The organism is Pectobacterium actinidiae (assembly GCF_000803315.1).
GTDB classification, from domain to species: domain Bacteria; phylum Pseudomonadota; class Gammaproteobacteria; order Enterobacterales; family Enterobacteriaceae; genus Pectobacterium; species Pectobacterium actinidiae.
Map to the genome: position 1 here is coordinate 212974 of NZ_JRMH01000002.1, position 26404 is coordinate 239377.

The window sequence follows — 26404 nt, forward strand, 5'->3', positions numbered from 1 at the left end:
TTGTTGTGATCGCCTTCGCATCCTTAATGCTGCTGGGTGGAAACGTATCTCAGGCAGGAGATATCCAGCGCAACGCGTCGGTTAAACAGCAGTAAATGGCTTATGGCAGCGGAAAGGAAAGAGACTTTCAGAAGATCTTAAACGGAGTGCTCTGGGAGCGTTCGATAGGCAAAAAAAAAGCCAGCACCCGAGCTGGCTAAATAATACTGGAAGCAATGTGAGCAATGTCGTGCCTTCGCAGGGAAGCTGGATCGTCGTGACACCATCAATAACTAACACAGGCGCATGACATCGTTCCCCGGAACGCACAGCAATAATAATCATTATCATTCGCACTTGTAAAGCGCTTTTTGCGATAAATTCTTATTCTCAATACGGACTGCGGAACAGCCCGTTTTACCCCCTTCTGTTTGTTACTCTGGCCGCGCCAATGCCCTTGCCAGCAGGGTGATCGGGTGTTCACACTTTTTGCTGGTCGACATCTCAATCTGCCATTTACAGGTTTCGCAGTCCGTCACTACGATATCGACCCCACTTTCTTCAATCTGCTGAAACAACGGAGCACCAATGCCTTGCGACGTGGCGTAATTCTCTTTCTTAAAGCCGTAGGTGCCTGCAATGCCGCAGCACTGGGAATCCAACATCACCAACTCAAGACCGGGGATACGTTGCAGCAGCGCCAGGGTATACGCCGTCCAACCCATTCGTTCCAGATGGCAAGGCGTGTGATACGCCACCCGCAGCGGCAATTTACCCAGCGGCAGCGTTCGCCCTTCTTCTTCCAGCAGGCGGTAGAGCTGGCACGTCACCAGTTCGATACCCTCGCGCACATGACCGTTATCCACACCCAGCAGATGTGGATACTCATCTCGCAACGTGAACGTACAGCTGGATGACGTCGCCACCACCGGCAGAGATTTCTGATTGATCGCCTCATCCAGCGAGTTGATATTGGCGTGCGCCTGCTTTCTGGCCTTGTCGTGAAAGCCATTGGCAATCAGCGGCACGCCGCAGCACTTCTCTTTATTCAGCAACTGGACGCCAATGCCCATCTCGTTAAAGACCTGAACCAGATCTTTACCTAGCTGCGGATGGTTGTAGTTCACATAGCAGCCGTGGAAGTAAGCGACCTGCTCATCATAAGCCTGCTGTTTTGCCGCCTGCTGGCGATACCAGCGCCGGAAGGTGCCGAATGAGTATTTCGGCAACTGGCGACGGTGGTCGATTTTCAACGCCTTATCCAGCAGTTGGCGCACCGGCTTCAGGCTAGTCGCCGTATTCACCAGTGGCGCAAACGGTGTGGCAATTGACCCCATGAAGTCGGTATGACTCAGAATCGCATCACGCAATGTCGGCTTGTGACTGCTGTGCGTGGCTTTCGCACGCTGAATAATGTCGCCAATTTTGACATCCGACGGACAGGCAACTTCGCAGCGTTTGCAGTTGGTGCAGTATTTCAGCGCATCATCATACAGCGCCGGATCTTTACGCCGCAGGCGTTCGCCGTCCGGTCCGGCCTGTTTCGGGCCAGGATAAAGCGGATTCACGCGCGATACCGGGCAGTACGTGGTACAGACCGTACACTTGATGCAATCTTCAAAACTGTTATCGCTAAGCAGGCTCATGGGTTGCCCTCCTTCAAAATCTGTTCGGCGACATGAAGTGCGCTGAGCAAGGAAACCCCCGCGCCACATCCCTGCACAATGGGGTCGAAGCCTTCCAGCACCGCACCAATAGCGTACAAATTACCGATCGTTTCGCCCCCGATACGCGGATGCAGATGTTCATCGACAATCGCGCCAAATTGCATATAAGGCTGCGGCGCAAACACATCCTGCTGGCTCCAACCCTCGCGCTGGTCAGCAAACCGAACGTCCAGCCCAAAAACCGGCTCGGTCACCCGATCGAACTGCGTCACCAGCCCGTTACTAAAGAAGCTGCCGCTCGCCAGCACCGCGTACTTCGCCCGCAGCGGAATATCACGGTGATGGTGGCTATGGATCGCAATCTCCTGCGGCGACAGCGAGGCGTGCACCGCGCGATCGCCCGGCATCACCATGCCACCCAGTTGGCGAAAGCGCTGCGAGAGCGCCTGATGCAGGCGTAATCCGAGCACTGACGGCGGTAATGTTGGCAACAGCAGCACCGGTTTACCTAACGCATCAGCGAGTTCATTCACGATGGTGGGACTATCCAATCCCAGACAGGCAGGCATGATGATGGCATCGTTACCGTTAGCCAGAAGCGACAGTTCTTCCACCAGCGCCGAGCGATTTTCCGGTCGATCCAGTACGCGGGCGATATTTACCGCGCGGAATTCGCTGGGGTTTTGGCGTAGCCGATCCAGCACGGGCAGCTTGAGTTCATCATTGCGTGCCGCAATACCCTGCGCCTGAAGCGTGCCGGCCACAATACGAGACTGAAAATCCAGAAAGCCTTCGATGCCAGCAATCAGCGGATTGTCGCCAAAGCGGGAATCCGGCAGACCGCGCGTCACACCATCGACCGGGCTCAGCCAGCATGAACGAAACTTCCCTAGCGGCGTCATGCGCCAGTGGTTCTGATGATGATTGCCCATCAGAGTGATATTGCTGCGTTCCAGCAGCGCCTCAGCCTGTGGCAACAAAGCCGCTAGCGCCGTCGCGCCCATACGGGAATAAGGGTGATGAGGAGCCTGACGCGCCAACTCATCCAGTGCCTCAAGCGGGTAGTCCACGGGCTGTCCGTCAGGGAGATGGGAAAGCAAATCCAGCGCACCGGAAGAAAAATGCAGCGCATTCTGCCCAGCGCTGACAATCGCACAGCGTTTTCCCTGCTCCGCTAAGCGAATACCGCAGGTCAACCCTGCCAGTCCGCCGCCGATAATCACAACGTCATAGCGCATGACGATCCTCCTGGCTGTCGCTGGCCGTCAGGCCGCACAATCCCTGATAAATCCAACTGGTAAACTCGCTTTCACGCAGCGCATTGCCCCACGCAATCGGGCGAATCCCTTTCCAGCGTTCGTTCAAAAACTGGCTGAGCTGCGTGAGCGACTGCTCCGGCGTCGCAGTACCCAGACGGCACAGCAGACCCGCCGCACGACACGCGCACAGTTCTCCCTGACAGGTGCCCATCCCCACGCGAGTACGCCGACGTAAATCAATCAGGTTATTCACCTGCAACGACTCCACGGCGTAGCGCACTTCCCCCGCCGTCACCGCCTCACATTCGCACACCAGGCTACGATCCAGACGCTCACCGGACAGCATTCGCCCGGCACGTTCACCGTGGCGATAAATCGCCGAACCGCGCAGCGGTGCAGATAACGGTTTTGCTACAGGATAAGCAGACAGGGCGTGGGGGGCAGATTTCACTTCCTCCAGCGATTCAGAACCGGGCAGCGGCGTCTGTGCAGTCGAGCAGGCTACGTCATGACCCAGCTTTTTGCAGATGGCGTCAGTTACCCATTCCGCCATCAGGCGGTAGGTCATCAGCTTGCCGCCAGTAATGGTAATAAAGCCTTCCAGCCCGTCGCGGCTGGCATGATCGAGCAGCACAATACCGCGACTTACGCTACGTCCAGTGGGATCGCTATCGCTGGCCACCAGCGGTCGGACGCCCGCATAGGCGCGTAGAATGCGCGTACTCGCCAACTTCGGTGCCAACATCGAGCCTTCCCGCATCAGCGTTTCTACCTCGGCAGGCGTCACCAGCATGTTGTCGATTTGATCGTAGTCGATGTGGGTTGAAGTGGTGCCAATCAGCGAAATGGTATCGCCCGGCACCAAAATGTCGGCATCCGCCGGCTTACGGCAGCGGTTGATCACCATGTTGTTGATGCGGTGCCCAAGAATTAACAGCGCGCCTTTTGCTGGGAACATGCGCACACGTAGATCGGCATATTCCGCAATGTGTTGCCCCCAAATACCGCCCGCGTTGACCACCACCTGTGCGTATATTTCTGTTTCTACACCTTTTTTATGGTCGAAAACGCGCACGCCAGTAATACGGTCGCCCTGACGAATCAGCCCGATGACCTCATGATAGGTCAGCACTTCCGCGCCGTGCTCGCAGGCATCAATCATGTTGGCCGCCGTCAGACGGAAGGGATCGACGGAACCATCCGGCACACGCACCGCGCCAATCAGCGTCGGGTTTGCCGCGGGTTCCAGCCGTAGCGCTTCCTGCGGATCCAACGCCTGAGCGCCAATCCCCGCCTGCTGACAGGCAGTGATAAACTGCGCCTGCCAGCCGAGATCGTCTTCTGGCAAGGTAATAAACAGGCCGTCGGTGGGTTCAATACAGTGGCGGGCGATCCGGCGGAGAATCTGGTTCTCTTCAATACATTCGCGGGCAGACTCACCGTCGGTTACCGCATAGCGTGCGCCGCTGTGTAATAAGCCATGATTACGCCCGGTCGCCCCGGTCGCAATATCATAACGTTCAAGTAGCAGGCAGCGCAGTCCGCGCAGAGCACAGTCTCGTACCGTACCCGCCCCCGTCGCACCACCGCCGATGACAACGACGTCAGTTTCACGCCAGTTCCCGGTATTTTGCTTCATGTTCTCGCTCCAGGCGGAGGATATGTATGTTGCTATTGGGACACAGAAAGAAGGGTTAATGTTTGATAAAGAGCAAAAACGAGCACTAAACGAAACCAAAGCAGGGTCTAAAAACAATAAGTGTGATTTAGGTCACTAAAACCTCACTGTGGAATTTTCCGATTCTGTTAACATGAGCGCAAAAATCGTCACAGTTTCATAAAAGTGTAACATTAGCGTCATGAATCACACTCATTCGCACGCTATCCCCTTACAATAACGTTCGTAATAGAACAAAAAAGCTATCGTTTTTTTTCGCATTGGAGATATCTATGCTGAGTATTTTTAGGCCCGCTGCCCACCAGCCGCGCGTGTCGCAAGAACACGTTGATCCGCTCTATCGCCGCTTGCGTTGGCAAATTTTCATGGGGATATTTTTTGGCTACGCCGCCTATTATCTGGTACGCAAAAACTTCACACTGGCAATGCCTTACCTGATTGAACAAGGCTTCTCACGCGGTGACCTTGGCTTTGCGCTGTCCGGCATCTCTATCGCCTACGGCTTCTCCAAATTCATCATGGGTTCGGTATCTGACCGATCCAACCCACGGGTTTTCCTGCCTGCTGGCCTAATTCTGGCGGCTGCCGTCATGCTGTTCATGGGCTTCGTACCGTGGGCGACGTCTAGCATTGCCGTCATGTTCGTCCTGCTGTTCCTGTGCGGCTGGTTCCAGGGAATGGGATGGCCACCGTGTGGACGCACCATGGTTCACTGGTGGTCACAAAAAGAACGCGGCGGTATTGTGTCGGTATGGAACTGTGCGCATAACGTCGGCGGCGGGCTTCCTCCTCTGCTGTTCCTGCTGGGTATGGCCTGGTTTAACGACTGGAAAGCCGCACTCTACATGCCTGCCTTCGCCGCCATTCTGGTTGCGCTGATTGCATTTGCCCTAATGCGTGATACCCCGCAATCCTGTGGTCTACCGCCAGTCGAAGAATACAAAAACGACTATCCTGTTGATTACAATGAAAAAGACGAAGAAGAACTGACAGCTAAGCAGATCTTCATGCAGTACGTTTTCCCGAACAAACTGCTGTGGTACATCGCTATCGCCAACGTCTTCGTTTACCTGCTGCGTTACGGTATCTTGGATTGGTCACCAACCTACCTGAAAGAAGTTAAGCACTTCGCACTGGATAAATCTTCCTGGGCTTATTTCCTCTACGAATACGCGGGTATTCCGGGCACGCTGCTGTGCGGCTGGATGTCTGATAAGGTATTCAAAGGTAACCGCGGTGCAACGGGCGTGTTCTTTATGACGCTGGTGACAATAGCAACCGTCGTTTACTGGATGAACCCAGCCGGTAATCCTGGTGTGGATATGGCCTGTATGATCATCATCGGCTTCCTGATTTACGGACCGGTTATGCTTATCGGCCTGCACGCGCTGGAACTGGCACCGAAGAAAGCGGCAGGTACAGCAGCGGGCTTCACCGGCCTGTTCGGCTACCTCGGTGGCTCCGTTGCCGCCAGCGCCATCGTCGGCTACACCGTTGACTTCTTCGGTTGGGACGGCGGCTTCATGGTCATGATCGGCGGCAGCATTCTGGCTGTACTTCTGCTGGTCGTTGTTATGCTGAATGAGAAAAAACATAAAGCAGAGTTAGCCAATCGCGCCTAACCCGCTCTTGTAAGCATCCCTCTGGCGGCGTCATGATGACGCCGCCTTTCTCTCAACAGAAAGAGGTTTGATCGCATGAACGTTACCGTAACATCCCTACTCTCCGCCCTTGCACTGTCCGTTTCCTTTAGTGCGTCTAGCCACTCTGGTGCTTCTGCTTCCCCAACCGATAAAATCGTCATTGCTCACCGTGGTGCCAGCGGCTATCTGCCCGAACATACGCTTCCGGCAAAGGCGATGGCCTACGCTCAGGGTGCCGATTATCTGGAACAGGATCTGGTGCTCACCAAAGACAACGCGCTTATTGTCCTGCACGACCACTATCTGGATCGCGTCACCGACGTGGCAGAACGCTTTCCTCAGCGCGCCCGTAAAGATGGACGCTTTTACGCTATCGACTTCACGCTACAAGAGATCAAATCGCTGAAATTCACCGAAGGATTCGACATCAAAGACGGCAAGCAGGTACAGAGCTACCCGAACCGTTTCCCGATGTGGAAATCCGACTTCCGCATTCATACCTTTCAGGAAGAGATTGAATTTATTCAGGGTCTGAATCACTCAACCGGCAAGAACATTGGCCTCTATCCTGAAATCAAAGCGCCGTGGTTTCACCATCAGGAAGGGAAAGACATTGCTCGCGAAACACTGACGGTGCTGAAACAATATGGCTATACGCAGAAAAGCGATAAAGTTTTCCTGCAATCGTTTGATGTCGCAGAGCTAAAGCGCATCAAAACCGGATTGCAGCCACAGATGAAGATGGATCTAAACCTCATTCAGCTGATTGCTTATACCGACTGGCATGAAACCTACGAGAAACAGGCCGATGGGACGTGGGTGAATTACAACTATGACTGGATGCAAAAGCCCGGTGCCATGCAGCAGATCGCGACCTATGCCGACGGGATCGGCCCGGACTACCATATGCTCATTCAGAAAGATGCGACGCCTGAACACGTCACGTTTACCGATATGGTGCAGGAAGCCCATCAGCATAAACTTCAGGTGCATCCATTTACGGTAAGGGCTGACAGGTTACCGGCGTACGCCAAGGATATCGATCGACTCTACGATATTCTCTACTATCAGGCGGGTGTTGACGGGCTGTTTACCGATTTTCCCGACAAAGCGGTCGATTTTCTGAAAAAGCCGCATTAATGGTCGACTTTGCCATCGGGCACGGTGTGCCCGATGATATGCCGTTACTTCAGAAACAGCTCACGCAGGTAATTCGGCACGGCGCTATCCGCGTTAGAGCCAATCACTTCGCGATCCGGCAGTAAATCTTTCAGGCGCTGATGCGCGTTCTGCATGACGCAGCCTTTTCCAGCCATCGACAGCATTTCGTAGTCGTTCATACCATCACCAAACGCCACGCACTCTTTAAGCGAAAAGCCGAAAATCTTTGCCACTTGCTCCAACGCATGACCTTTAGACACGCCGCCCGCCATCACTTCCAGACAGGTGAGCGTCGAAAAGCTCACGTTGACGCGGTCACCCCAGCGCGCGTTGATCGCTTCTTCCAGCGGCAGCAGCTGTTCATGGGAATCGCAAGTAAAGAACACCTTGCTGACGCCATCGGTTTCGAGCAGTGCAGGCTCGAACAGCTTGTATTTAAAGATCGACTCTTTGAAGAAACGCTCTTCTTCCGCACGCGGACGGTTCATAAACCAATCATCATCGCGATAAACGTGCGTCAGCATGTCGGGGTTATTGTGTACGACGCTGTAAAGGTCGCGGGCGATATCCTGATCCAGATTGTGACTGAAAATCAGCTCACCCTGCGAGTTGTGCACGCGCGCACCATTCGAGGTAATCATAAACGCGCTGATGCCGAGATTATCGCGGATCTGCGCAACATCCATGTGATGCCGTCCGGTAGCGAACACAAAGTGAATCCCTTTTTCCGTCAGCAGCCTGAGGGTTTCTTTCGCATACGGGGACAGCGAGTGGTCGGGTGACAGCAGAGTGCCATCTAAATCGGAAGCTACGACATGGTACATAACGATGAAATCTCACTTCTGGTGTGTTGTGGCGGCACGCGCCGCAAAAAGTAACGAAGTTGCTGGCAGTATCCGTTGAGCGATGTGCCAACAGCCTAAAATTAATGATAACGCGCAAAGTGCGCCAGAATCAGCGCAAACGCCTGAGCGCGGAGGTTATCCGTTTCAAAGAGAATTTCATGCCGCGCACCGTGGATAACCTGCAAAACATCGCTTGAATTGGCGTTACCGCTTTGTGCCAGTGCCTGACAAAACGCATTCTGGCTGCGGTTATCCACCACGCGTTCCTCTCCTGCCTGTAACAGCAGAAGCGGCGTGGTAACGGCATTGGCCTGAGCCAGTAGCTGTTTCCCCACCAGTATTGCCTCACGCACCCAGTGGTAGGTGGGGCCACCGATGCGTAAATCCGGTGAATCCGCATAAAAGCGAATACTGCGCTGGTAGCGTTCACGGCTGTGCGTCAGCACATTCATTCGATAAGGCAAAGGACGCCACTGTCCGGTGCCGATGGCGTAATAATCGCGCATCGCCGGGCGACGCTCCGCCCAATCGACGATCCAACCCGCGACACAATGAGGAAGCGGCAAACGAATACCAAACATCGGCGCGCACAGCGCCACGGCATCAAACGTTTCAGGCTGGCGAATCAACAGCTGCGCCAGAATCGCGCCCCCCATTGAATGCGCTAAGGCAAACCGACGGGTATAGTTTTTCGGGCCAATATGCTGCTGACACAGCGTGTCGGCATCATCAACATAGTCACTGAAGCGCACGACGTGTCCACGGTGAGCATCTTGCAGCACCCGTCCAGACCGTCCTTGCCCACGGTGATCCATGATGAGTACATCATAGCCGCGATGAAAGAGGTCATACGCCACTTCGCTATATTTGACGTAACTTTCGATACGACCCGAAAAGACAACGACAATCTTGTCGTGCTGGGGCGCGGTAAAGCGAACGAACCGGATCGGCACATCGTCCACGCCAGAGAATTCACCCTCTTCGCGCTGACGCCAGAAATTCAGTAATTCTCCGGTAGCAAAAGCGGCAAACTGCGCTTCTCGCGTTAACAGGTTCGAGGTTAACCCTTCAGGCGTTAACCGTTCCGACGTAAACAACGAATTGTGGCGTTGAATCATCACACTTCTCCGGTGACGCGGGAAAACAAAGCTAGCGGAAGAACATGACAAGCAGTGGAGCACAAGCGTATTGTGACATAAAAAACAGACAGACTCTCGTAATACAGAACGTGGTTCAGGAGCAGCATTTCATGACATTGGATTGGTGGTTAACCTACTTACTCACAACGCTTATTCTCAGCCTGTCACCCGGCTCTGGTGCCATCAACACCATGAGCACCGGAATTAGCCACGGCTATCGCGGTGCGGCAGCCTCGATCTGTGGTTTACAGGTTGGGTTGGCGATTCATATCGTGCTGGTCGGCATTGGGTTAGGCGCGTTGCTTAACCAATCTGTACTGGCTTTCGATGTACTGAAGTGGCTGGGCGCAGCTTACCTGATTTGGCTGGGGATTCAGCAATGGCGTGCTGCGGGCGCACTGGATCTTCAGGCGCTCGCCAGCGCCATGCCGCGCCGCAAACTCTTTAAACGTGCGGTGCTGGTGAATCTGACCAACCCGAAAAGCATCGTGTTTCTGGCGGCGCTGTTCCCGCAGTTTATTATTCCCCACCAGCCGCAGGCCACGCAGTATCTGGTATTGGGCGTCACCACTGTTGTGGTCGATATCATCGTGATGATTGGTTACGCCACGCTCGCCACGCGTATCGCCGGGTGGCTGAAAGGCCCACGACAGATGAAGACGCTCAACCGGATATTTGGATCGCTTTTCGTGCTGGTCGGCGCGTTACTTGCTACCGCGAGAAAGGCCTGATTAAGGCAGTGCGCCGTATCGTAACGGCGCACGCCTATCGTTCAGAGGGAAAGGTTAGCGAGAGAAAATCAGGTGCAGGCCAAAACCGGTAAACAACACACCCGCCACGCCATCCACCCATTTCGCCAGACGCTGATAGCCACGACGCATGGCCGGTAGGGCGAAAACCATCGCGACCAGACTGAACCAAATCAGCGTTTCAATCGAGATCAACGCGAACAACCCCCAACGCGCACCACTGCCGACACTGTCGCCGACAAACAGCGAGAACACGCTGCCGAAATAGATCACCGCCTTCGGATTAGCCAGATTCGTCAATAACCCACGCATGAAAGTTTTACCGCGCTGAGGCAGTACCACCGCCGTTTCCTGCGTGGTTTCCAACTGTGCTTTATTTCGCGCGGAACACAGCATCTGCCAGCCCATCCAGCACAGGTACAGACCGCCGCCGACGGTCACTGCCGTATGCAGCCAGGCCATTTTTTGCAACAGCAGGTGCAGCCCCAGCAACGCGATAGCCGCCCAAACCATAACGCCCAGAGAAATACCTAGCACGCCCATCATCGCTTCACGGCGGGAACGGCTGGCTGCCGTTTGTGAAACGAAAAAGAAATCCGGCCCCGGGCTCATCAGCGCAATGAAATGCACCAGCGCCACCGTCATAAATAGCATCAGCATGGTAGTTTTCCTGTTTTTTAAATGCAGTCAGACAAGACGAGCATCACTCGTCATCATTACTATCGACATGATCGCGAATCATGTTCATGAAAGGCGCACCGAAACGTTCGAGTTTGCGGTGTCCAACCCCGTTGATATTTAACAGCTCACCCGCGGTGATCGGCATCAGTTCGGCCATCTCCAGCAGCGTGGCATCGCTGAACACCACGTAAGGTGGAATATTGTCTTCATCTGCGATGGATTTACGTAGTTTGCGCAATTTGGCAAACAGCTTGCGGTCGTAATTTCCACCGTACGATTTTTGATTGGCGCGGGGTTTCAGGTTAATCACACGCGGCACAGCCAGCTGTAGCGGCATTTCACCCCGCAGTATCGGACGCGCAGATTCGGTAAGCTGTACAGCAGAATGCATTGTGATGTTCTGGTTCAGCAAACCCAGATGAATCAGTTGGCGCAGCACGCTGACCCAATGCTCCTGCGATTTCTCTTTACCAATACCGTAAACCGGCAGTTTGTCATGGCCGAAGTCACGGATACGCTGGTTATTTGCACCGCGCAGCACCTCGACGATATATCCCAGCCCAAAGCGCTGCCCAACCCGATAGACGCAGGAGAGCGCCTTTTGTGCTTCGACTAGCCCATCGTAGCGCTTCGGCGGATCGAGACAAATATCGCAGTTGCCGCACGACTGTTGCCGACCTTCACCGAAATAATTCAGCAGCACCAGACGACGGCAAGTCTGCGCTTCGGCAAACGCCCCCATCGCATTGAGCTTATGGCGCTCAATATCCAACTGCGGCCCAGCCGGTTTCTCTTCCAGACAGCGGCGTAGCCACGCCATATCTGCCGGATCGTAGAACAGCGCGGCTTCAGCAGCGAGGCCGTCACGCCCGGCACGCCCCGTTTCCTGATAGTAGGACTCGATGTTGCGCGGGATATCAAAATGCACCACAAACCGCACGTTAGGCTTGTTGATGCCCATACCAAAAGCGACGGTCGCTACCACCACTTGAAGATCGTCGCGCAGGAACGCTTCCTGTACCTGTGCACGCCGTTCGTTGTCGAGACCAGCGTGATAAGCGCCTGCGCTCAGCCCACGCGCCTGCAAGCGTGCGCAAATATCTTCCACGCGGGAGCGGCTATTGCAGTAGATGATGCCGCTTTTTCCACGCTGCCCCTGCACAAACATCCAGAGCTGATCGAGCGGCTTGAACTTCTCCACCAGCGTGTAGCGAATATTCGGACGGTCAAAGCTGCTGATCTGAATCAGCGGTGACTGGAGATCCAGCAGGCGAACGATATCGTTCCGCGTGGTCTCGTCGGCGGTAGCGGTCAGCGCAATAAAAGGAAGATGGGGGAAACGCTGTTTAATCTGCCCCAGCGCCCGGTATTCAGGGCGGAAATCGTGCCCCCATTGGGAAATACAGTGCGCTTCATCCACCGCGATCAGGGCAATCTGCCAATGGGCAAGATGATCGAGGAAGCTGTCCGTCGTCAGACGTTCCGGCGCAATATAAAGCAGCTTGATATGACCAGTACGACAACCTGCCATCACCTCAAGCTGTTGCTCACGCGTCTGCGTCGAATTAAGACAAGCGGCGGAGACGCCGTAGGCCTGAAGCTGATCAACCTGATCTTTCATCAGTGAAATCAACGGGGACACCACCAGCGTCAGCCCGTCCATCACCAGCGCAGGGATTTGATAGCACAGCGATTTGCCGCCGCCTGTCGGCATGATAACCAGACAGTCTTGCCCACTGAGCGTCGCGCTGATAATTTCCTGCTGACCCGGTCGGAATTGCTGGTAGCCGAACGTGTCCCGTAGAACCTGAACCGCCAGCGCTTCCTTATTCAATACTTCCGCCGTAGACACGCCTTCCCCAATTCAATGAAATCAAACAGGCGCTATTTTCAGCGCCGTTGGGTAAAACTGCAATGGTTAGTTTGGTAAAACGACCATCGTTAAAAAGGTCATCGCTAACGCACACGCTCGTTAAAACATGTCGTTCAGCGTCACCCCAACGCCAAAACGGGTCTGACGGTGGTTGTAATCAATCAGGGATTCACCGTAGCCACTAAACACCTTGGTGTAGAAACGGACATGACGCGTCAGCGGGTAGCTCCAGCCCAGTTCCCCCCCGCCGTAGCCGCTGTTCCAGTTATAGCGACCTTCGGCGCTAAACACGCTTTCACCCCATACATAACCCACACGTAAACGATAATGACCCATGTATTTGATGATATCTGGATTGTCATCCTGGCTGTCGGAGAAACGCACCCACGGCTTCACATCGACCTGCCAGTTGCCGTTCTGCGCCATCAGGCGCATATAAGCGCGATTCCAACTGCGCGACGTCGGTTCGGAACGGCCGTTAGACTGGTGATTAAAGCCCATTTCCACATCCCGCAGCGTCCAGCCCGCGAAGGTGTAGTTGGTCGCCCAGCCCAGAAAGACCTGCGGTTCATAGTCAGTTTCACGGAACGGAGAAGACTCGCTTTTATTCGACAACTGCCACCACGAGCGCTGCGTGTAAGACGCCCCCAACAACGAATTCCCCCCCAGAATGCCACGCCAGATCGGGAACCCCAGACTCAACTGGTAATGCACTTCGTCTTTACGTGCTTCATCACTCCAGTTATAGCTTTGTATCGCCGTTTTATTGATGTTGCTGGTATAGGTATACAGTATGTAGTTGCTTTCATAAGGATAGAGAATAAACGGGGTGTCGTGCTCTTGTAACAGGCTGGCGATAATACTGCCACGTACCGCCGGTTGATTCGGCGCAGGCGCATTGGTTGTGTCTTCAGCATGAGCCTGTGCCGTCAGTAATGACGCCAGTACGAGTACTATTTTACGCATTCATTTTCTCCGACATCTTTTTATACGGCGTTCGTTTTAACCGACGCTCGTTTTAGCCAATTAGTGATGAGTATTTCCCGTATTCAGGTTCGCCATTCTACACAGTTCGGGGACATTTGAATCACCCAGCACACGTTTCCAGACGTTTTCTGGAAAGAAACAAAATCAGCGCATAAAATAAACACCTGCATAACTTAAATACATCAAATTACCTACAATTAACGAGCATTGGTTATTTGAGCGGGAAACAATTATGGCTGACATCCCATCGTTTCAGGGAACCACACTAACCAGAGATACCGTGCGCCAGCTTGTTGGCGAGATTTTCATTTACAAAATGCCGTTTAATATCGAATTAGGTCTTGAATTACAGCAGTTTGAAGCCGACAAAGCCGTCTTGACGTTCGCTCGGCAGGATAAGCTCATCGGCAACGCAGCACAAAAGATCCTGCATGGCGGCGTGATTGCAGCCGGGTTGGACGTTGCCGCCGGATTAGTCTGCGTCGGCAACACGTTGCTGCGCCATGAGACGATCAGCGAGCAGGAATTTCATCATCGACTCGCACGCATGGGAACCATTGACATGCGGGTAGATTATCTACGTCCGGGCTATGGGGAACGCTTCACTATTACCAGCACGCTGCTGCGCGGTGGTAATAAAATCGCCGTTGCACGCGCCGAGCTGCATAACGAACAGGGTTCACATCTCGCTAGTGCCACCGCAACCTATATTGTTGGGTAACCTTTAGTTAGCAAAAATTGTCATCAACACTTTACGTGAAAGCGCTCACCGTTTTGAGTAGACTTAGCGTTTTCCCGCCGTCCTTATCGAGTCACCCATGAACGCGCAACAAACCCGTGAGGGGATCTTTTTCGCCCTCGCCGCGTATTTTATTTGGGGAATTGCTCCCGTTTACTTCAAGCTGCTTGAGCACGTTCCACCCAATGAAATACTGACACACCGTATTATCTGGTCATTCTTCTTTATGCTGATCTTGCTGACCATCGGCCGGAAGTGGCGTCAGGTGAGCCTTGCCTGCCGTAACGTCAAGCATCTGTTTCTGTTGGCATTAACAGCGGTGCTTATTGGCGGGAATTGGCTGTTGTATATCTGGGCGGTCAACAACCATCACATGCTGGAAGCCAGTCTGGGGTATTTTATCAACCCGCTGGTCAACGTCATGCTAGGCATGATCTTTCTGGGCGAACGCTTTCGCCGTCTGCAATGGCTAGCCGTGCTGCTTGCCGTGACGGGCGTACTGGTTCAGCTGTGGACATTCGGATCGCTGCCGATTATCGCGCTCGGGCTGGCATTCAGTTTCGCGTTATACGGTTTACTGCGTAAGAAGATTGGCATCGACGGGCAAACCGGCATGCTAATCGAAACGCTGTGGCTGTTGCCGATTGCGGTCATTTATCTGTTTTTTATTGCCGACACGCCAAGCAGTCATCTGACAGCCAACCCTTGGTCGCTGAATCTGCTGCTGCTCTCGGCAGGCATCGTCACCACGGTCCCGCTATTGTTCTTTACGTCGGCAGCGATGCGCCTACGCCTGTCGACGCTCGGCTTTTTCCAGTACCTCGGCCCTACCATCATGTTCATGCTGGCAGTGGTGTTCTACGGTGAAGCGTTTAGCAGCGACAAACTGGTAACGTTTGCTTTCATCTGGGGTGCGCTAGGGTTGTTCATTCTGGATGCAATTTATACACAGCGTAAGCTGCGGCGCACGCCAGCTACAGTTTCCCCGCCGCCACACGACGGGAAATAAAGCGCGATAAGATCGGGCTGAATAACAGCGTCGAAAACAGCCGCAGCGTCTGCATGGCGATGACAAATGCCATATCGACCCGACTACCTGCGGCGATAATCGCAATCGAATCCAGCCCGCCGGGGCTGGTCGCCAGAAAGGCGGTCAGCATATCCACCGGCATCATTTTCGTCACCATCCACGCCATGCCGCCACACAGCAGCATCAATCCGACTATCGAGGTCATCATGTGCGGCAGCGTGCGTATCGCCAGCAAAAAGATGGGGCGAGTGAAGCAGAGCCCGACGCTCCAGCCGATCAAGGCATAGGCCAACGCCAGCAGCCATTCCGGGGTTTGCAGTTGCAAGGTGCCGCTGGCATGCAGCATTGAACCGATAATCATCGGCCCCAGCAGCGCACCGGAGGGGATGCGCAAGCGTCTTCCCAGCCAGGCACTGCCAAACGCTACGCCGAGCGTTGCCAGAAAGCGCCAGTCCAGTGCGGGAAACCAGACCAGCATCGCACTGTTTTCCGCCGCCTCGTCGCCCAAACTCAGGCGTGCCACAAACGCGGCAGAAGCGGTCACCATCAACACGCGTAAATATTGCATGAAGGCGACCAGCCGCACGTCCGCGCCGAATTCTCCGGCCATCGCGACCATCGCAGACGCACCGCCCGGCGATGCTCCCCAGGTACCGGTCGTGCCGGGTAGTTCACTAAATTTGACCAGCAGCCAACCAGATAGCCCGCTGGCAGCCAGCGTCGCCAGCAGAATGAACAGCACCAGCGGCCATTCGCTCATCAACGGTTTCAGGATGGAAAATGACAGGCTTTGTGCAACCAGACAGCCCAGAACGGCATTGCTGCCCGCAAAGCAGACAGGCGGGATGCGAATCGTCGCACCGTTTAACCCCATGACGACGCCAACCATCATCGGCCCCAGCAACAGCGCGGCGGGAACGTGGTAAACCTGTAACCCAAACCCCAGAATTAATGAGACCGACAGCAGGATTCCCCATTGCATCCACGGTGACATCCCTTTCATGCACACGACCCTTGTTTAGGAATAAAGAGTAAGAGTAAAAATAGAAAGTAAGAACAGAAAAGCAGTCCACCATTCCATACTCTAAATAATTCGAGTTTCAGGAAGGCGGCAAGCGAAGGAATCCCGATGAGCTTACTCACGTAAGTGATTCGGGTGACTGAACGCAGCCAACGCACATGCAACTTGAAGTATGACGAGTATAAACAGAATAGTTGGAGAATAAACAAGAATAGTAAGGTGGAAAACTATCAAGCAGGAAAGGAATTTTACATTGAAGGGAAGAAGCGCTGTGCGCCTGATGGTGAATCCCCGTCAGGCGCATCGGTGAAAACTTAGAGCCAGTTTTTACGTTTGAAGTAGAGGTACGGCGCCAGTCCGGCAAGGATCATCAACACGATCGCGCCCGGATAGCCAAACGACCATCTCAGCTCCGGCATGAATTCGAAGTTCATTCCGTAGCTTGATGCCACCAGCGTCGGTGGCAGGAACACCACGGAAACCACCGAGAAGATCTTGATAATCCGGCTCTGCTCGATGTTGATGAAGCCCATCGCCGCCTGCATCAGGAAGTTAACCTTCTGGAACAGGGATTCGTTGTGCGGCAGCAGAGACTCGATGTCGCGCAGAATTTCGCGCGCCTGCTCCAACTGGCCGGATGGCAAGCGGGCTTTACGCACCAGAAAGTTCAGCGCGCGCTGGGTATCCATCAGACACAGGCGAACCTTCCAGCCCACATCCTCCAGTTCCGCCAGCGTTGACAACGCGTCGTCGTACTCGTCTCCCTGACGCCCTTCCATGATGATGCGGCTCAGCGATTCCAAATCACTGTAGATGTTCTCGATTTCGTCCGCCAACTGCTCAATTTTAGTCTCAAAGAGATCGAGCAGCAGTTCGTAAGCATTGCCGTCTACCAGCGTTTGGTTACGGGCGCGCATGCGATAAAGGCGGAACGCAGGTAGTTCACGCTCGCGCAAGGTGTACAGGCGACCATCGCGAATAGTAAACGCCACGGTAGAGTTACCAGCGTGATCGTCAGCATCTTCAAAAAAGAAAAAGGAGTGAATATGCAGGCCGTCTTCGTCTTCAAAAAAACGCGCCGACGCTTCAATGTCTTCCAGTTCCGGGCGGGTTGCCAGGCTTTGTCCCAGTTCGTTTTGTACTTTTTCACGCTCATCGTCTTCCGGCTCGATCAAATCGACCCAAACTGACGTGGTGAGATCATCGGAGTCATCCAGTTCCAGACGAGATAAACGGCAATTATCCAGTTTAAATGCGCTCAGCATGGGCCATAGCTCCCCTTTCAGTAGCAGAGATGGACAACGCGATTGAAGCACAGAAACAAAGGTGAGGTGTCACCAGCAGGTTTCAGTCCGTTCGACGGATCTGACTCGTAGCGACAAAAACAGCGTCGCTGACAACCACGAAGGCTATCAGCAGAGGAAGATAGCCTTAGAAGTTGTACCTAATGAACAGGTTAGTGAGCCAGTATCGACTGGGTGTGTCCAAGGCGTTAGTCCTCCGAGAATAATGATGCGCGCATGTTACGCCGAGATGAAAAAGACTTCAACTTTAAAACCTCGGCGGAAACACGCTGTAAAATATTGGTCAAATGAATGGGGTTTATCCAATAAATCCGGTACTAAAGCGGTAAAAAAGCAGTCCCCAAGGCAAAAAGGAACGGCGTCTGTCGATCAGGCGTTGTCCGGCAAATAGGCAATGGCACGAACAGGGAAGCCGGGTGCATCAGCGAAATTGGGGTAGCTGACGTGAATATAAGCGCCAGTAGGCGGCAGCTGATGCAGGTTATTCAGTACCTCGACCTGCCAGGCATTTTGGTTCAACACGAAGAATTCGCCGATAAGCCCGTTATTGCGACGGAAATCAGCGGCGGAATCCGTATCCAACGTTTCGTGCCCCACCGCGCTAATGCCGCGCTCTTCAAACAGGAACGTCAGCGCCTCAAGCGACCAACCCGGCGTATGGCTGTTGCCCTGTTCGTCTCTATTGGCGAAGGCATCACTATCTGGCCAGCGCGTGCTCCAGCCGCTGGCAAACGCGACAAAGCTGCCTGACGGGATTTCCCCGTATTCGCGCTCAAACGTCAGAATGTCATCAACCGACAGGCGGTAATCGGGATCGCGCGCAACGGCGTCTTGTTTGTGGAGCACCACTAGCGGCAGCAATAGCTCTTTATTATCAATACGATCCAGATAACGTTTGCCCGCGACAAAATGCCCCGGCGCATCAATATGCGTCCCCGTCTGCGTCGCGAATGTCACGGACTGTGCGAAAAAGCCATGCTCTTCAACGTTAAATAGCGTCTCGCGCTGCAACACACCTTCAAACGCGCTAAAAATAGGAATCGACTCCGTCACCGCATGCGTGAGATCGACCCATTTCTTCTTCTGTAACTCGGCAATAATCTGGTCTAGCGTCATGGGCATGCTCCTTTTTTATTGTAATACCACACATCCATAGATACGCGGCAGGCCACCTAGCATTGTCGAAAATGACGATAAAGATTAATACAGGATTTTTATAAGTTATGCCGTCGCACACATGACGATTACACCGTTTCCAGCCGGGCATAGGCGGCAACCAGCCATTTAATGCCCTGCCCCTGAAACGCAACCTGAAGGCGGGCGTGATCGCCACTGCCTTCCAGATTCACGATCGTGCCTTCGCCGAACTTGGCATGGCGAACCCGCTGCCCCAATTTGTAGCCGCTGTCGTTTTGGGTTATCGGTGTGCCGAGGCGCTGATGATTCACCGGGCGGGAGACGCTGGCGCGTAGCCTCACTTCTTCCACACACTCTTCCGGCAGTTCACCGACAAATCGGGAAGGCCGGTGATAGGCTTCTTTGCCGTATAAACGGCGGGATTCCGCGTAGGTTATCGTCAGCTTTTGCATCGCACGCGTGACGCCGACATAAGCCAAACGACGCTCTTCCTCCAAACGTCCACCTTCATCCAGCGACATCTGGCTTGGGAACATGCCTTCTTCCATACCGACGATAAACACCTGCGGGAACTCCAGCCCTTTTGCCGAATGCAGCGTCATAAGCTGTACCGCATCCTGATTGGCATCTGCCTGACCTTCACCCGCTTCCAGCGCAGCATGCGACAGGAAAGCCTGTAGCGGCATCAGATCCTGATCTTCTTCCTGATAGCTGAACTGGCGCGTGGCCGTCACCAATTCCTCCAGGTTTTCTACTCGTGCCTGCCCTTTCTCGCCTTTTTCCTGTTCGTACATGCTCCACAGGCCGGAATCCTTAATCGCCCGGTCGGTTTGAATATGCAGCGGCAGCTCAGAAGTTTCATAGGCCAGCGCATCAATCAGCTCGATAAAGCGTTGCAGCGATGCCGCCGCCCGCCCAGCCAGTACTTTCTCCTGCAACAGCGCCCGCGTGGATTGCCACAGCGTCAACTGACGATCGCGTGCCGTCTGGCGCACTACGTCCAGCGTGCGATCGCCAATGCCGCGCGTCGGCGTATTCACCACTCGCTCGAACGCCGCATCGTCGTTACGATTGGCGATAAGGCGCAGATAAGCCAGCGCATCTTTGATTTCCTGACGTTCGAAGAAGCGCATGCCGCCGTAGATGCGGTACGGCATACTCTGCTGTAACAGCGCCTCTTCCAGTACGCGCGACTGGGCGTTGCTCCGGTAAAGAATGGCGTTATCGCTCAGCGCACCGCCATTTTCCTGCCAGGCTTTAATCCGGTTGACGACGTAACGCGCCTCATCCAATTCGTTGAATGCGCAGTAAAGCGAAATCGGCTCGCCCTCAACCCCGTCCGTCCACAGGTTCTTGCCGAGACGTCCACCGTTGTGGGCAATCAGCGCATTCGCTGCTTTCAGGATGTTGCTGGTCGAACGATAGTTCTGCTCCAGACGGATGGTTTCTGCGCCAGCGAAATCCTTCAGGAACAGCTGAATATTCTCGACCTGCGCCCCGCGCCAGCCGTAAATCGACTGATCGTCATCCCCGACGATCATCACCTTGGCACTGTCGCCTGCCAGCATGCGGATCCAGGCGTATTGAATGCGGTTGGTGTCCTGGAATTCGTCCACCAGAATATTGGTAAAACGTTCGCGATAGTGGTTCAGCACATGCGGCTTGTTCAGCCACAGTTCGTGCGCACGCAGCAGCAGTTCGGCAAAATCCACCAGCCCGGCGCGCTCGCACGCTTCCTGATAGGCCTGATAGACGCGCTGCCACGTTTGCTCGATCGGATTGCCGTAGCTTTCAATGTGCTGCGGGCGCAGACCTTCATCTTTCTTCCCGTTGATGAACCACATCGCCTGACGCGGTGGCCACTGTTTCTCATCCAGATTGAGCGCCCGAATCAACCGCTTCAGCAGACGCAACTGATCGTCGCTGTCCAGAATCTGGAAATCCTGTGGCAGATTGGCATCCATATGGTGCGCACGCAGCAGGCGGTGTGCCAGCCCGTGGAAAGTACCAATCCACATACCACCCTGACTGGTCCCGATCAGATGGTCGATACGGTGGCGCATCTCCGCCGCCGCTTTGTTGGTAAACGTCACCGCCATGATGGAGTAAGGCGAACAGTTTTCGACGGACAAGAGCCAGGCAATGCGATGTACCAGTACCCGAGTTTTGCCGCTGCCTGCCCCCGCCAGCACCAATAAATTGCTGCGCGGCGCGGCTACCGCGTCACGCTGTTTGTCGTTGAGGCCATCGAGCAGATCAGAAACGTCCATAGGTACGGGTTATCCGGTGACGGGAAACGCTGCACATGTAAGTAATGTCGATCGTTTAAGCATCGAGATACACGGGGCGACCACAGGGGTGAGGCCTCCCTGCGGGAACCTCCCCCTGTGTTTCCCCTAATAACGAGCTTAAGTGACCAGTATTAGCCCATGTAAGGAGCATTTCCACTGATGATTTATACAGATTAATGCCGTGATTATAACAACGCCGACAGCGATGCCAACCGCGAAATTTCAATATGTGGCAGCAGTCGAGCATCGCCAATTTGCGTCAGGCTGCCTTCACGCAGGTTAATCCAGCAGGCCTGCATACCGCAGCGGATCGACCCTGCGACATCGGTCGTGAGATCGTCACCGACATGTAAGATTTCCTGCAACGGCAGATTGAGCTTTTCTGCCGCCAAATGGTACATGTCATCAAACGGCTTAGCACGGCCGTGCGGACCCGCGCGCAGGATGAAGGAAAAATAGCGGTCGAGGCCGAACCGGTGTGGTTCCGCGTTGCCATTGGTGATCGCCGCCAGTGGCACTTTCTCGGCTAACGCCGCCAGCGTCTGGTGGGTTTCTTCCGTAATCGTAATTTGGCTACGCCAATGGGCAAAATTTTCCATTGCCGCTTTTGCGCCATCCTTAGCTTCTGTGGCACTCAGTCCACGTTCCAGCATTGCCAGTTCAGCCGCACGACGACGCCATTCGGTCACGTCGTGATAGATGTCCGGCTCGCGTTCAAGCAAGGTCTGGCGTAAATTCTGAAAGTCATCTGCCTGAAAGTCACGAAGTGCAGGATGGTACTGTTGCAGAAAGTGGATTGACTCTTGCCCCGTGCGTCGAATGACGTCCGCGTTATCGTACAGCGTATCATCCAGATCGAACGTGATCGCCCGGATCGGGCCAAGAGAGCGGTAAAAATGCATCAGGGTTTCCCTCGTTTGGCGCGTGGATGCGCGGCATCGTACACGGAGGCTAAATGTTGAAAATCAAGATGGGTGTAAATCTGCGTCGTGGTCAGGTTAGCGTGGCCAAGTAGCTCTTGTACCGCTCGTAAATCGCCGCTGGATTCCAGCATGTGCGTCGCAAAGGAGTGACGTAATTTATGAGGATGAACATGACTATTGACGCCCTGCTTAATTCCCCATTCGGCGAAACGCTTCTGCACATTGCGCATCGAAATACGTCGCCCTTGATTAGAGATAAACACAGCATCATCCTGTGGGCCAAATAGTTCGCGCAGCGCCAGCCAGCGTTCCAGCCAGGTTACCGCCGTTTTTCCTATCGGCAATTTGCGCTCTTTACTGCCTTTCCCCATCACCCAGACTTCACCGCTTGCCAGATCGATGTGCTGATAATCCATACCGACCAGTTCCGCCAGACGCAGCCCCGCACCGTACATGACTTCCAGCATCGTACGGTCACGCACCGCGAGGGGATCGTCCACATTGATTTCCAGCAGGCGATTCGTCTCATCCACATCCATATTTTTGGGTAATGGGCGACCCGCTCGCGGCGCGGATACCCCTTTAGCCGGGTTTGCCGCCAGCACACCGCGCGACACCATCCAGTCAAGAAAACTGCGTAATGCCGATAAACGTAGCGCCAGACTGCCGGAATGTAGCCCATCTCGCTTACTGCGAGACACCACAGAACGCACGCCAGAGGCATCCAGTCTACGCCAGTCAGTCACAGCCGCAGCGGAAAGGATCGTGATAACCGCTGATAGTTGGCGCGAATAGCTGGTCTGCGTCAGCGGACTTAGCTGACGTTCTACTTTCAAGTAGCGCAGGAACGCATCGACATCGGTTTGTAACGGCGAAGAGGAAGGAACCTCCGATGGCGCGGGCTGCCGGCTCATACCCGCTCAACCCAGCGCGCCAGCATCGCTGGCAGCATCATGGCCATTTGCTGGAGCAACACGGTTCCCATGCCATCCTGATAATGATGGCTGTCGCGGCTGCTGAAAATCAGCACGCCCAAATCGTGGTGATTTCCCATCAGCGATAGCGCGACCGACCCAACCTGCCTGGCCTGCGGCAGCAGGAGCAACAGTTCAGGCCCGTTCAAACTGCCGAGGTAATGATTCTTTTGCCCGAAGCGCTGAATGCGCAACGGCTCAAACGTGGAGCGATTAAGCCCAAGATGGGTAAACCCAGAAGGCGCACCAATACGCCATTTATCGCTGAATAGACGAACGGTTGCGCCCGCCAGGCCAAGCTGACGCGCCCAGCGCTGCAAGCGATCCAGCATATCCGTCAGGCTGTCCGCAGAGGCCAATTCGGTTTGTAACCCGAGCAGGCGATTAAACAGCACTTCGTTCGCACCCGCCTGTTCCATCAACAGCGTGATTTCTTCCTCAAGCTGCGTAATGTGGTTACGCTGACGTGCCAACTGCCATTCCACCAGCGACACGGTTCCCCGGACGGGGTGAGGAATGCGCATCTGCTCGACGGGACGCGCATTACGGATAAAAAAATCGGGATTCTGTTGCAGGAACTGCAAAACCATCTCGTCACTGAGTGCGATCTCACGTTCTGCCTGTTCCTCGACATTCTTCATAAATGAATAAATCCATCGTAGACATGCGTTGCAGGCCCGGTCATGAATAACGGATGTCCCGGCCCATCCCACTGGATATCCAACTCCCCGCCCGGCAGAGATACGCGAACGCTCGCGGACAATAACCCCTGCTGGATCCCCACCGCCACGGCAGCACACGCGCCGCTACCGCACGCCTGCGTTTCTCCCGCACCACGCTCGTACACCCGCAGACGGACAGTGTGGCTATCAACAATTTGCATAAAACCAATGTTGGCACGCTCGGGAAAACGCTCGTGGCTTTCCAGCAGCGGCCCCAGCGTTTCCACCTTCGCCGTGTCCACATCCTCAACCTGAATCACACAGTGCGGGTTGCCCATCGACACCACGCCACACAGCACCGTGTGCTCGTCGGCACGCATGATGTAGGTTTTCTCCGCTTTGACCGCGCGAAAAGGCACCTGTTGCGGCTCGAAATTGGGTTCGCCCATGTTGACGCGCACCAGTTCATCATCCGTCACAGACAGTACCATCCGGCCAGTCTGCGTACTGACGGCGATGTCGCGCTTGTTAGTTAACCCTTTCAAGCGGACAAAGCGAGCAAAGCAGCGCGCGCCATTACCGCACTGTGCCACTTCGCTGCCATCCGCGTTAAAAATGCGGTAATGAAAATCCAGTTCAGGATCGTAAGGCGGCTCGACGACCAGCAGTTGGTCGAACCCTACACCACAATGTCGATCCGCCAAACGGCGAATCAATTCGGGTGAAAAATAAACGTTTTGCGTAACGGCATCAACAACCATGAAATCGTTGCCTAATCCGTGCATCTTAGCGAACTGCATTATCCTGACTCCCCCGCTGACTTAACCGGGCGCGTGACCTGTTATTTATTACTGTCGTCACGCATTAAGGACGCATTGACGTTTTCTTTTGCGGCGGCTGGTTCTCATTTTGCTGAGTCGTTGACACACCGGATTTGCCATCGGCAGGCATATAAAGCGGACCTTTCAGACCACAACCGAATAAACTCACTACGGCCAACACCAGAAAAAACTGGCGAAATACGTTCTTCATCACGTTAAGACCTGTCATTAATACTCGTATGCTCTCTATAATCGCAGGTGGATCATGAAAATCAATAGGAATCGAAAATGAACGATAGCGAGTTTCACCAATTAGCCGACCAACTCATGCTTCAGTTGGAAGAAACGTTGGATCGGTTTGAGGGTGATGCCGATATCGATTATGAAACCAACGGCGGCGTGATGACGCTGAGTTTCGAAAACGGTAGCAAAATCGTGATCAATCGGCAGGAGCCGCTACACCAAATCTGGCTGGCGACCAAAGCAGGTGGTTACCACTTCAACCGTCAGGAAGCACGCTGGGTATGCGACCGCAGCGGTGAAGATTTTATCGCGTTGCTGTCAGCAGCCTGCTCGGCTCAGGCAGGGGAAACCGTCCACTTCGGGTAACGGCCTTTTCAACGACCTCGCGGCGCTCTACACATTAGCGCCGTCCCAGAACGATCAGCCCCAGAACCAGCAACAACAGCATGCCGATACCCACCATATTGACCAACGGCCAACCGCTGGTCAGCGCCATCAGGCTACCGGCAGACAACGAGGCCAGCGCGTTAGGCACGTAAATCACCAGCGAATTAATCCCCTGTAAACGAGATTTATGCACGGAATGGGTAAATGCATTCAGCATGAATGTCCCACCGTTGAACATAAACGCCCACCCGACGCCGAACAGCATCAGCGCAAAGAGGAAGTGCCAGAACGTCAAACCGCTCAGCGCTACCGCTACTCCGACAACGTTACACACCATGCCAATCACCACCACCTGAACCGGCGTCAGCCGCTTCGCCAGCAGCACTAACAGCAGCGCGGGCGCATACATAGCCACAAAATGCCATTGCAACACCGTCGCGCTGTGGCTGACGGAAAAGTGGTGTTGGTGCATCGCCAGCGGCACAGAATTCATTAATAGCGTCATCACCACAAACCCGATGGAACAGCTTGCCGTTCCCAACACAAACACCCGGCTTTTCAGGATCGCCGCCAGCGGTTCACTACGCTGGGCACTGGCCATCACACTGGGCATCGGAGGCAGTTTAAGGCCAAGTAACAATAGTGACGTGATAACACAGATGAATGCTGCCGCAATAAAACTACCGAAAAACGGGTAAGACGCCCAAAGATGAGAAGAGTGGCTAGCCGCGAACGGGCCGAGAAAACCGCCGAGGATACCGCCGCTGATGACCCATGAAATCGCCCGATTTTTCTGCTGATTATCGGTAAATATCTCCGCCGCGGCGAAGCGATAATACTGATTGAAAGCGCAGGACATCCCCAGAACAAACGTCGAAAAGACAAAGAGGGAGAAACTGTGTAGCACAATCGCCAGCGCCGCCAAAAGCGCGCCAGCCAGCCCCAGCAGCGTGCCGATGATGAACGCATGGCGCCTGCCATATTTTGTCATCAACGACGAAACGGTGTAGATCATGAGCGCTGCACCACACACCGTCGCGGTAATCGGTAGCGTGGTCAAAAAAGGAACGGGCGTCATCGATACGCCAACCAGCGTAGAGCACAGTGTCATCAGGGAAATAATACTGCCGGTCAGCCCTTGTCCGAGCGCCAGCAGTATCAGATTTCGACGTTGCAACGAATCCATCAATACATCCCTTCCTGAATACGCT

The 26404-nt window shown here is 54.3% G+C and carries 25 protein-coding genes; 6 read left to right on the forward strand and 19 right to left on the reverse strand.

The genetic code is table 11. The features are described from left to right. Nucleotides 1-413: 413 nt before the first annotated feature. Genes glpC through glpA form a run of 3 tightly spaced genes read right to left on the reverse strand, consistent with a single transcriptional unit; the run spans nucleotide 414 to nucleotide 4544 of the window. Nucleotides 414-1625 carry an anaerobic glycerol-3-phosphate dehydrogenase subunit GlpC gene (gene glpC, locus KKH3_RS18520; protein ID WP_039363091.1) on the reverse strand — a complete coding sequence of 404 codons (1212 nt, stop codon included), beginning with the start codon at nucleotides 1623-1625 and terminating at the stop codon, nucleotides 414-416. Beyond that, a complete protein-coding gene (gene glpB, locus KKH3_RS18525) occupies nucleotides 1622-2884 on the reverse strand; it encodes a glycerol-3-phosphate dehydrogenase subunit GlpB (protein ID WP_039363093.1) in 1263 nt (420 codons plus the stop codon). Before glpB ends, glpC begins: the two co-directional genes overlap by 4 nt. Then, nucleotides 2874-4544, reverse strand: coding sequence for an anaerobic glycerol-3-phosphate dehydrogenase subunit A (gene glpA, locus KKH3_RS18530; RefSeq protein ID WP_039363096.1), 1671 nt, complete (start codon nucleotides 4542-4544; stop codon nucleotides 2874-2876). Before glpA ends, glpB begins: the two co-directional genes overlap by 11 nt. Nucleotides 4545-4855: 311 nt before the next feature. On the opposite strand from glpA, the gene glpT reads away from it, so the two are divergent. After that, entirely contained in the window at nucleotides 4856-6205 is a 1350-nt protein-coding gene (glpT, locus tag KKH3_RS18535) for a glycerol-3-phosphate transporter (protein WP_039363099.1), read from the forward strand. Nucleotides 6206-6280: 75 nt separating this feature from the next. Further along, nucleotides 6281-7366 (forward strand): glycerophosphodiester phosphodiesterase, encoded by a 1086-nt coding sequence (gene glpQ, locus KKH3_RS18540; protein ID WP_039363102.1) that lies wholly within the window; start codon nucleotides 6281-6283, stop codon nucleotides 7364-7366. Between the two features lie 44 nt (nucleotides 7367-7410). On the opposite strand, the gene yigL is transcribed toward glpQ, so the two are convergent. Further along, nucleotides 7411-8211: a sugar/pyridoxal phosphate phosphatase YigL gene (gene yigL / locus KKH3_RS18545; RefSeq protein WP_039363104.1), complete on the reverse strand. Its 801-nt coding sequence runs from the start codon at nucleotides 8209-8211 to the stop codon at nucleotides 7411-7413. Between the two features lie 101 nt (nucleotides 8212-8312). Next, nucleotides 8313-9350: a lysophospholipase L2 gene (gene pldB / locus KKH3_RS18550; RefSeq protein ID WP_039363108.1), complete on the reverse strand. Its 1038-nt coding sequence runs from the start codon at nucleotides 9348-9350 to the stop codon at nucleotides 8313-8315. Nucleotides 9351-9481: 131 nt separating this feature from the next. Here pldB and rhtB point away from each other — a divergent pair, with 131 nt between their 5' ends. Beyond that, on the forward strand, nucleotides 9482-10102 hold the full coding sequence (rhtB, locus tag KKH3_RS18555; protein ID WP_039363111.1) for a homoserine/homoserine lactone efflux protein: 621 nt from the start codon (nucleotides 9482-9484) through the stop codon (nucleotides 10100-10102). A 54-nt stretch (nucleotides 10103-10156) separates the two neighbouring features. Here the strand turns inward: rhtB and rhtC are convergent, their stop codons facing one another. From rhtC to pldA, 3 genes are all read right to left on the reverse strand, one after another. Then, nucleotides 10157-10780: a threonine export protein RhtC gene (rhtC, locus tag KKH3_RS18560; protein ID WP_039363114.1), complete on the reverse strand. Its 624-nt coding sequence runs from the start codon at nucleotides 10778-10780 to the stop codon at nucleotides 10157-10159. A 43-nt stretch (nucleotides 10781-10823) separates the two neighbouring features. Further along, nucleotides 10824-12653, reverse strand: coding sequence for an ATP-dependent DNA helicase RecQ (recQ, locus tag KKH3_RS18565; RefSeq protein ID WP_039363117.1), 1830 nt, complete (start codon nucleotides 12651-12653; stop codon nucleotides 10824-10826). A gap of 120 nt (nucleotides 12654-12773) precedes the next feature. Then, nucleotides 12774-13640, reverse strand: coding sequence for a phospholipase A (gene pldA / locus KKH3_RS18570; protein ID WP_039363120.1), 867 nt, complete (start codon nucleotides 13638-13640; stop codon nucleotides 12774-12776). Between the two features lie 253 nt (nucleotides 13641-13893). Here pldA and KKH3_RS18575 point away from each other — a divergent pair, with 253 nt between their 5' ends. Next, the gene (locus KKH3_RS18575; protein WP_039363123.1) at nucleotides 13894-14382 is read left to right on the forward strand and encodes a thioesterase family protein; all 489 of its coding nucleotides are present in this window, start codon (nucleotides 13894-13896) and stop codon (nucleotides 14380-14382) included. Between the two features lie 97 nt (nucleotides 14383-14479). Continuing rightward, entirely contained in the window at nucleotides 14480-15409 is a 930-nt protein-coding gene (rarD, locus tag KKH3_RS18580) for an EamA family transporter RarD (RefSeq protein WP_039363126.1), read from the forward strand. Here the strand turns inward: rarD and KKH3_RS18585 are convergent. The 10 genes from KKH3_RS18585 to lptM form a co-directional block, all read right to left on the reverse strand. Continuing rightward, nucleotides 15375-16433 (reverse strand): AbrB family transcriptional regulator, encoded by a 1059-nt coding sequence (locus KKH3_RS18585; protein ID WP_039363129.1) that lies wholly within the window; start codon nucleotides 16431-16433, stop codon nucleotides 15375-15377. The two genes, rarD and KKH3_RS18585, sit on opposite strands and share 35 nt — an antisense overlap. A gap of 332 nt (nucleotides 16434-16765) precedes the next feature. Beyond that, nucleotides 16766-17716, reverse strand: coding sequence for a magnesium/cobalt transporter CorA (gene corA, locus KKH3_RS18590; RefSeq protein ID WP_039363132.1), 951 nt, complete (start codon nucleotides 17714-17716; stop codon nucleotides 16766-16768). Between the two features lie 166 nt (nucleotides 17717-17882). Further along, nucleotides 17883-17939 (reverse strand): YsgD/CorL family protein, encoded by a 57-nt coding sequence (gene ysgD / locus KKH3_RS22625; RefSeq protein ID WP_349814568.1) that lies wholly within the window; start codon nucleotides 17937-17939, stop codon nucleotides 17883-17885. A gap of 185 nt (nucleotides 17940-18124) precedes the next feature. Next, nucleotides 18125-18871: a cyclase family protein gene (locus KKH3_RS18595; RefSeq protein ID WP_039363145.1), complete on the reverse strand. Its 747-nt coding sequence runs from the start codon at nucleotides 18869-18871 to the stop codon at nucleotides 18125-18127. A gap of 128 nt (nucleotides 18872-18999) precedes the next feature. After that, on the reverse strand, nucleotides 19000-21162 hold the full coding sequence (gene uvrD, locus KKH3_RS18600) for a DNA helicase II (RefSeq protein WP_039363147.1): 2163 nt from the start codon (nucleotides 21160-21162) through the stop codon (nucleotides 19000-19002). Nucleotides 21163-21368: 206 nt separating this feature from the next. Further along, on the reverse strand, nucleotides 21369-22085 hold the full coding sequence (gene yigB, locus KKH3_RS18605; RefSeq protein WP_039363148.1) for a 5-amino-6-(5-phospho-D-ribitylamino)uracil phosphatase YigB: 717 nt from the start codon (nucleotides 22083-22085) through the stop codon (nucleotides 21369-21371). After that, on the reverse strand, nucleotides 22085-23020 hold the full coding sequence (xerC, locus tag KKH3_RS18610) for a tyrosine recombinase XerC (RefSeq protein WP_039363150.1): 936 nt from the start codon (nucleotides 23018-23020) through the stop codon (nucleotides 22085-22087). The genes yigB and xerC overlap by 1 nt, the downstream gene beginning before the upstream one ends. Then, entirely contained in the window at nucleotides 23017-23721 is a 705-nt protein-coding gene (locus tag KKH3_RS18615) for a DUF484 domain-containing protein (RefSeq protein WP_039363153.1), read from the reverse strand. Before KKH3_RS18615 ends, xerC begins: the two co-directional genes overlap by 4 nt. Beyond that, nucleotides 23718-24542 (reverse strand): diaminopimelate epimerase, encoded by an 825-nt coding sequence (gene dapF, locus KKH3_RS18620; RefSeq protein WP_039363155.1) that lies wholly within the window; start codon nucleotides 24540-24542, stop codon nucleotides 23718-23720. Before dapF ends, KKH3_RS18615 begins: the two co-directional genes overlap by 4 nt. A gap of 64 nt (nucleotides 24543-24606) precedes the next feature. Beyond that, complete coding sequence (lptM, locus tag KKH3_RS18625) at nucleotides 24607-24792, reverse strand: LPS translocon maturation chaperone LptM (RefSeq protein ID WP_039311621.1); 186 nt, start codon at nucleotides 24790-24792, stop codon at nucleotides 24607-24609. Nucleotides 24793-24851: 59 nt separating this feature from the next. Here lptM and cyaY point away from each other — a divergent pair, with 59 nt between their 5' ends. Further along, nucleotides 24852-25172 (forward strand): iron donor protein CyaY, encoded by a 321-nt coding sequence (gene cyaY / locus KKH3_RS18630; RefSeq protein ID WP_039363158.1) that lies wholly within the window; start codon nucleotides 24852-24854, stop codon nucleotides 25170-25172. Nucleotides 25173-25206: 34 nt separating this feature from the next. Here cyaY and KKH3_RS18635 read toward each other — a convergent pair whose 3' ends face one another. Beyond that, the gene (locus tag KKH3_RS18635) at nucleotides 25207-26379 is read right to left on the reverse strand and encodes an MFS transporter (protein ID WP_039363160.1); all 1173 of its coding nucleotides are present in this window, start codon (nucleotides 26377-26379) and stop codon (nucleotides 25207-25209) included. Nucleotides 26380-26404 lie beyond the last annotated feature (25 nt).

What these genes read in the sequence shown, in the direction of transcription:
- glpA (WP_039363096.1), bottom strand. Translation starts at nt 4,544, where the DNA reads ATGAAGCAAAATACCGGGAACTGGCGTGAAACTGACGTCGTTGTCATC.
- corA (WP_039363132.1), bottom strand. Translation starts at nt 17,716, where the DNA reads ATGCTGAGCGCATTTAAACTGGATAATTGCCGTTTATCTCGTCTGGAA.
- yigB (WP_039363148.1), bottom strand. Translation starts at nt 22,085, where the DNA reads ATGCATTTTTACCGCTCTCTTGGCCCGATCCGGGCGATCACGTTCGAT.
- KKH3_RS18595 (WP_039363145.1), bottom strand. Translation starts at nt 18,871, where the DNA reads ATGACGCTAGACCAGATTATTGCCGAGTTACAGAAGAAGAAATGGGTC.
- dapF (WP_039363155.1), bottom strand. Translation starts at nt 24,542, where the DNA reads ATGCAGTTCGCTAAGATGCACGGATTAGGCAACGATTTCATGGTTGTT.
- yigL (WP_039363104.1), bottom strand. Translation starts at nt 8,211, where the DNA reads ATGTACCATGTCGTAGCTTCCGATTTAGATGGCACTCTGCTGTCACCC.
- pldA (WP_039363120.1), bottom strand. Translation starts at nt 13,640, where the DNA reads ATGCGTAAAATAGTACTCGTACTGGCGTCATTACTGACGGCACAGGCT.
- glpT (WP_039363099.1), top strand. Translation starts at nt 4,856, where the DNA reads ATGCTGAGTATTTTTAGGCCCGCTGCCCACCAGCCGCGCGTGTCGCAA.
- rhtB (WP_039363111.1), top strand. Translation starts at nt 9,482, where the DNA reads ATGACATTGGATTGGTGGTTAACCTACTTACTCACAACGCTTATTCTC.
- rhtC (WP_039363114.1), bottom strand. Translation starts at nt 10,780, where the DNA reads ATGCTGATGCTATTTATGACGGTGGCGCTGGTGCATTTCATTGCGCTG.
- KKH3_RS18615 (WP_039363153.1), bottom strand. Translation starts at nt 23,721, where the DNA reads ATGAAGAATGTCGAGGAACAGGCAGAACGTGAGATCGCACTCAGTGAC.
- KKH3_RS18585 (WP_039363129.1), bottom strand. Translation starts at nt 16,433, where the DNA reads ATGAAAGGGATGTCACCGTGGATGCAATGGGGAATCCTGCTGTCGGTC.
- uvrD (WP_039363147.1), bottom strand. Translation starts at nt 21,162, where the DNA reads ATGGACGTTTCTGATCTGCTCGATGGCCTCAACGACAAACAGCGTGAC.
- glpB (WP_039363093.1), bottom strand. Translation starts at nt 2,884, where the DNA reads ATGCGCTATGACGTTGTGATTATCGGCGGCGGACTGGCAGGGTTGACC.
- glpC (WP_039363091.1), bottom strand. Translation starts at nt 1,625, where the DNA reads ATGAGCCTGCTTAGCGATAACAGTTTTGAAGATTGCATCAAGTGTACG.
- rarD (WP_039363126.1), top strand. Translation starts at nt 14,480, where the DNA reads ATGAACGCGCAACAAACCCGTGAGGGGATCTTTTTCGCCCTCGCCGCG.
- xerC (WP_039363150.1), bottom strand. Translation starts at nt 23,020, where the DNA reads ATGAGCCGGCAGCCCGCGCCATCGGAGGTTCCTTCCTCTTCGCCGTTA.
- KKH3_RS18575 (WP_039363123.1), top strand. Translation starts at nt 13,894, where the DNA reads ATGGCTGACATCCCATCGTTTCAGGGAACCACACTAACCAGAGATACC.
- cyaY (WP_039363158.1), top strand. Translation starts at nt 24,852, where the DNA reads ATGAACGATAGCGAGTTTCACCAATTAGCCGACCAACTCATGCTTCAG.
- lptM (WP_039311621.1), bottom strand. Translation starts at nt 24,792, where the DNA reads ATGACAGGTCTTAACGTGATGAAGAACGTATTTCGCCAGTTTTTTCTG.
- glpQ (WP_039363102.1), top strand. Translation starts at nt 6,281, where the DNA reads ATGAACGTTACCGTAACATCCCTACTCTCCGCCCTTGCACTGTCCGTT.
- pldB (WP_039363108.1), bottom strand. Translation starts at nt 9,350, where the DNA reads ATGATTCAACGCCACAATTCGTTGTTTACGTCGGAACGGTTAACGCCT.
- KKH3_RS18635 (WP_039363160.1), bottom strand. Translation starts at nt 26,379, where the DNA reads ATGGATTCGTTGCAACGTCGAAATCTGATACTGCTGGCGCTCGGACAA.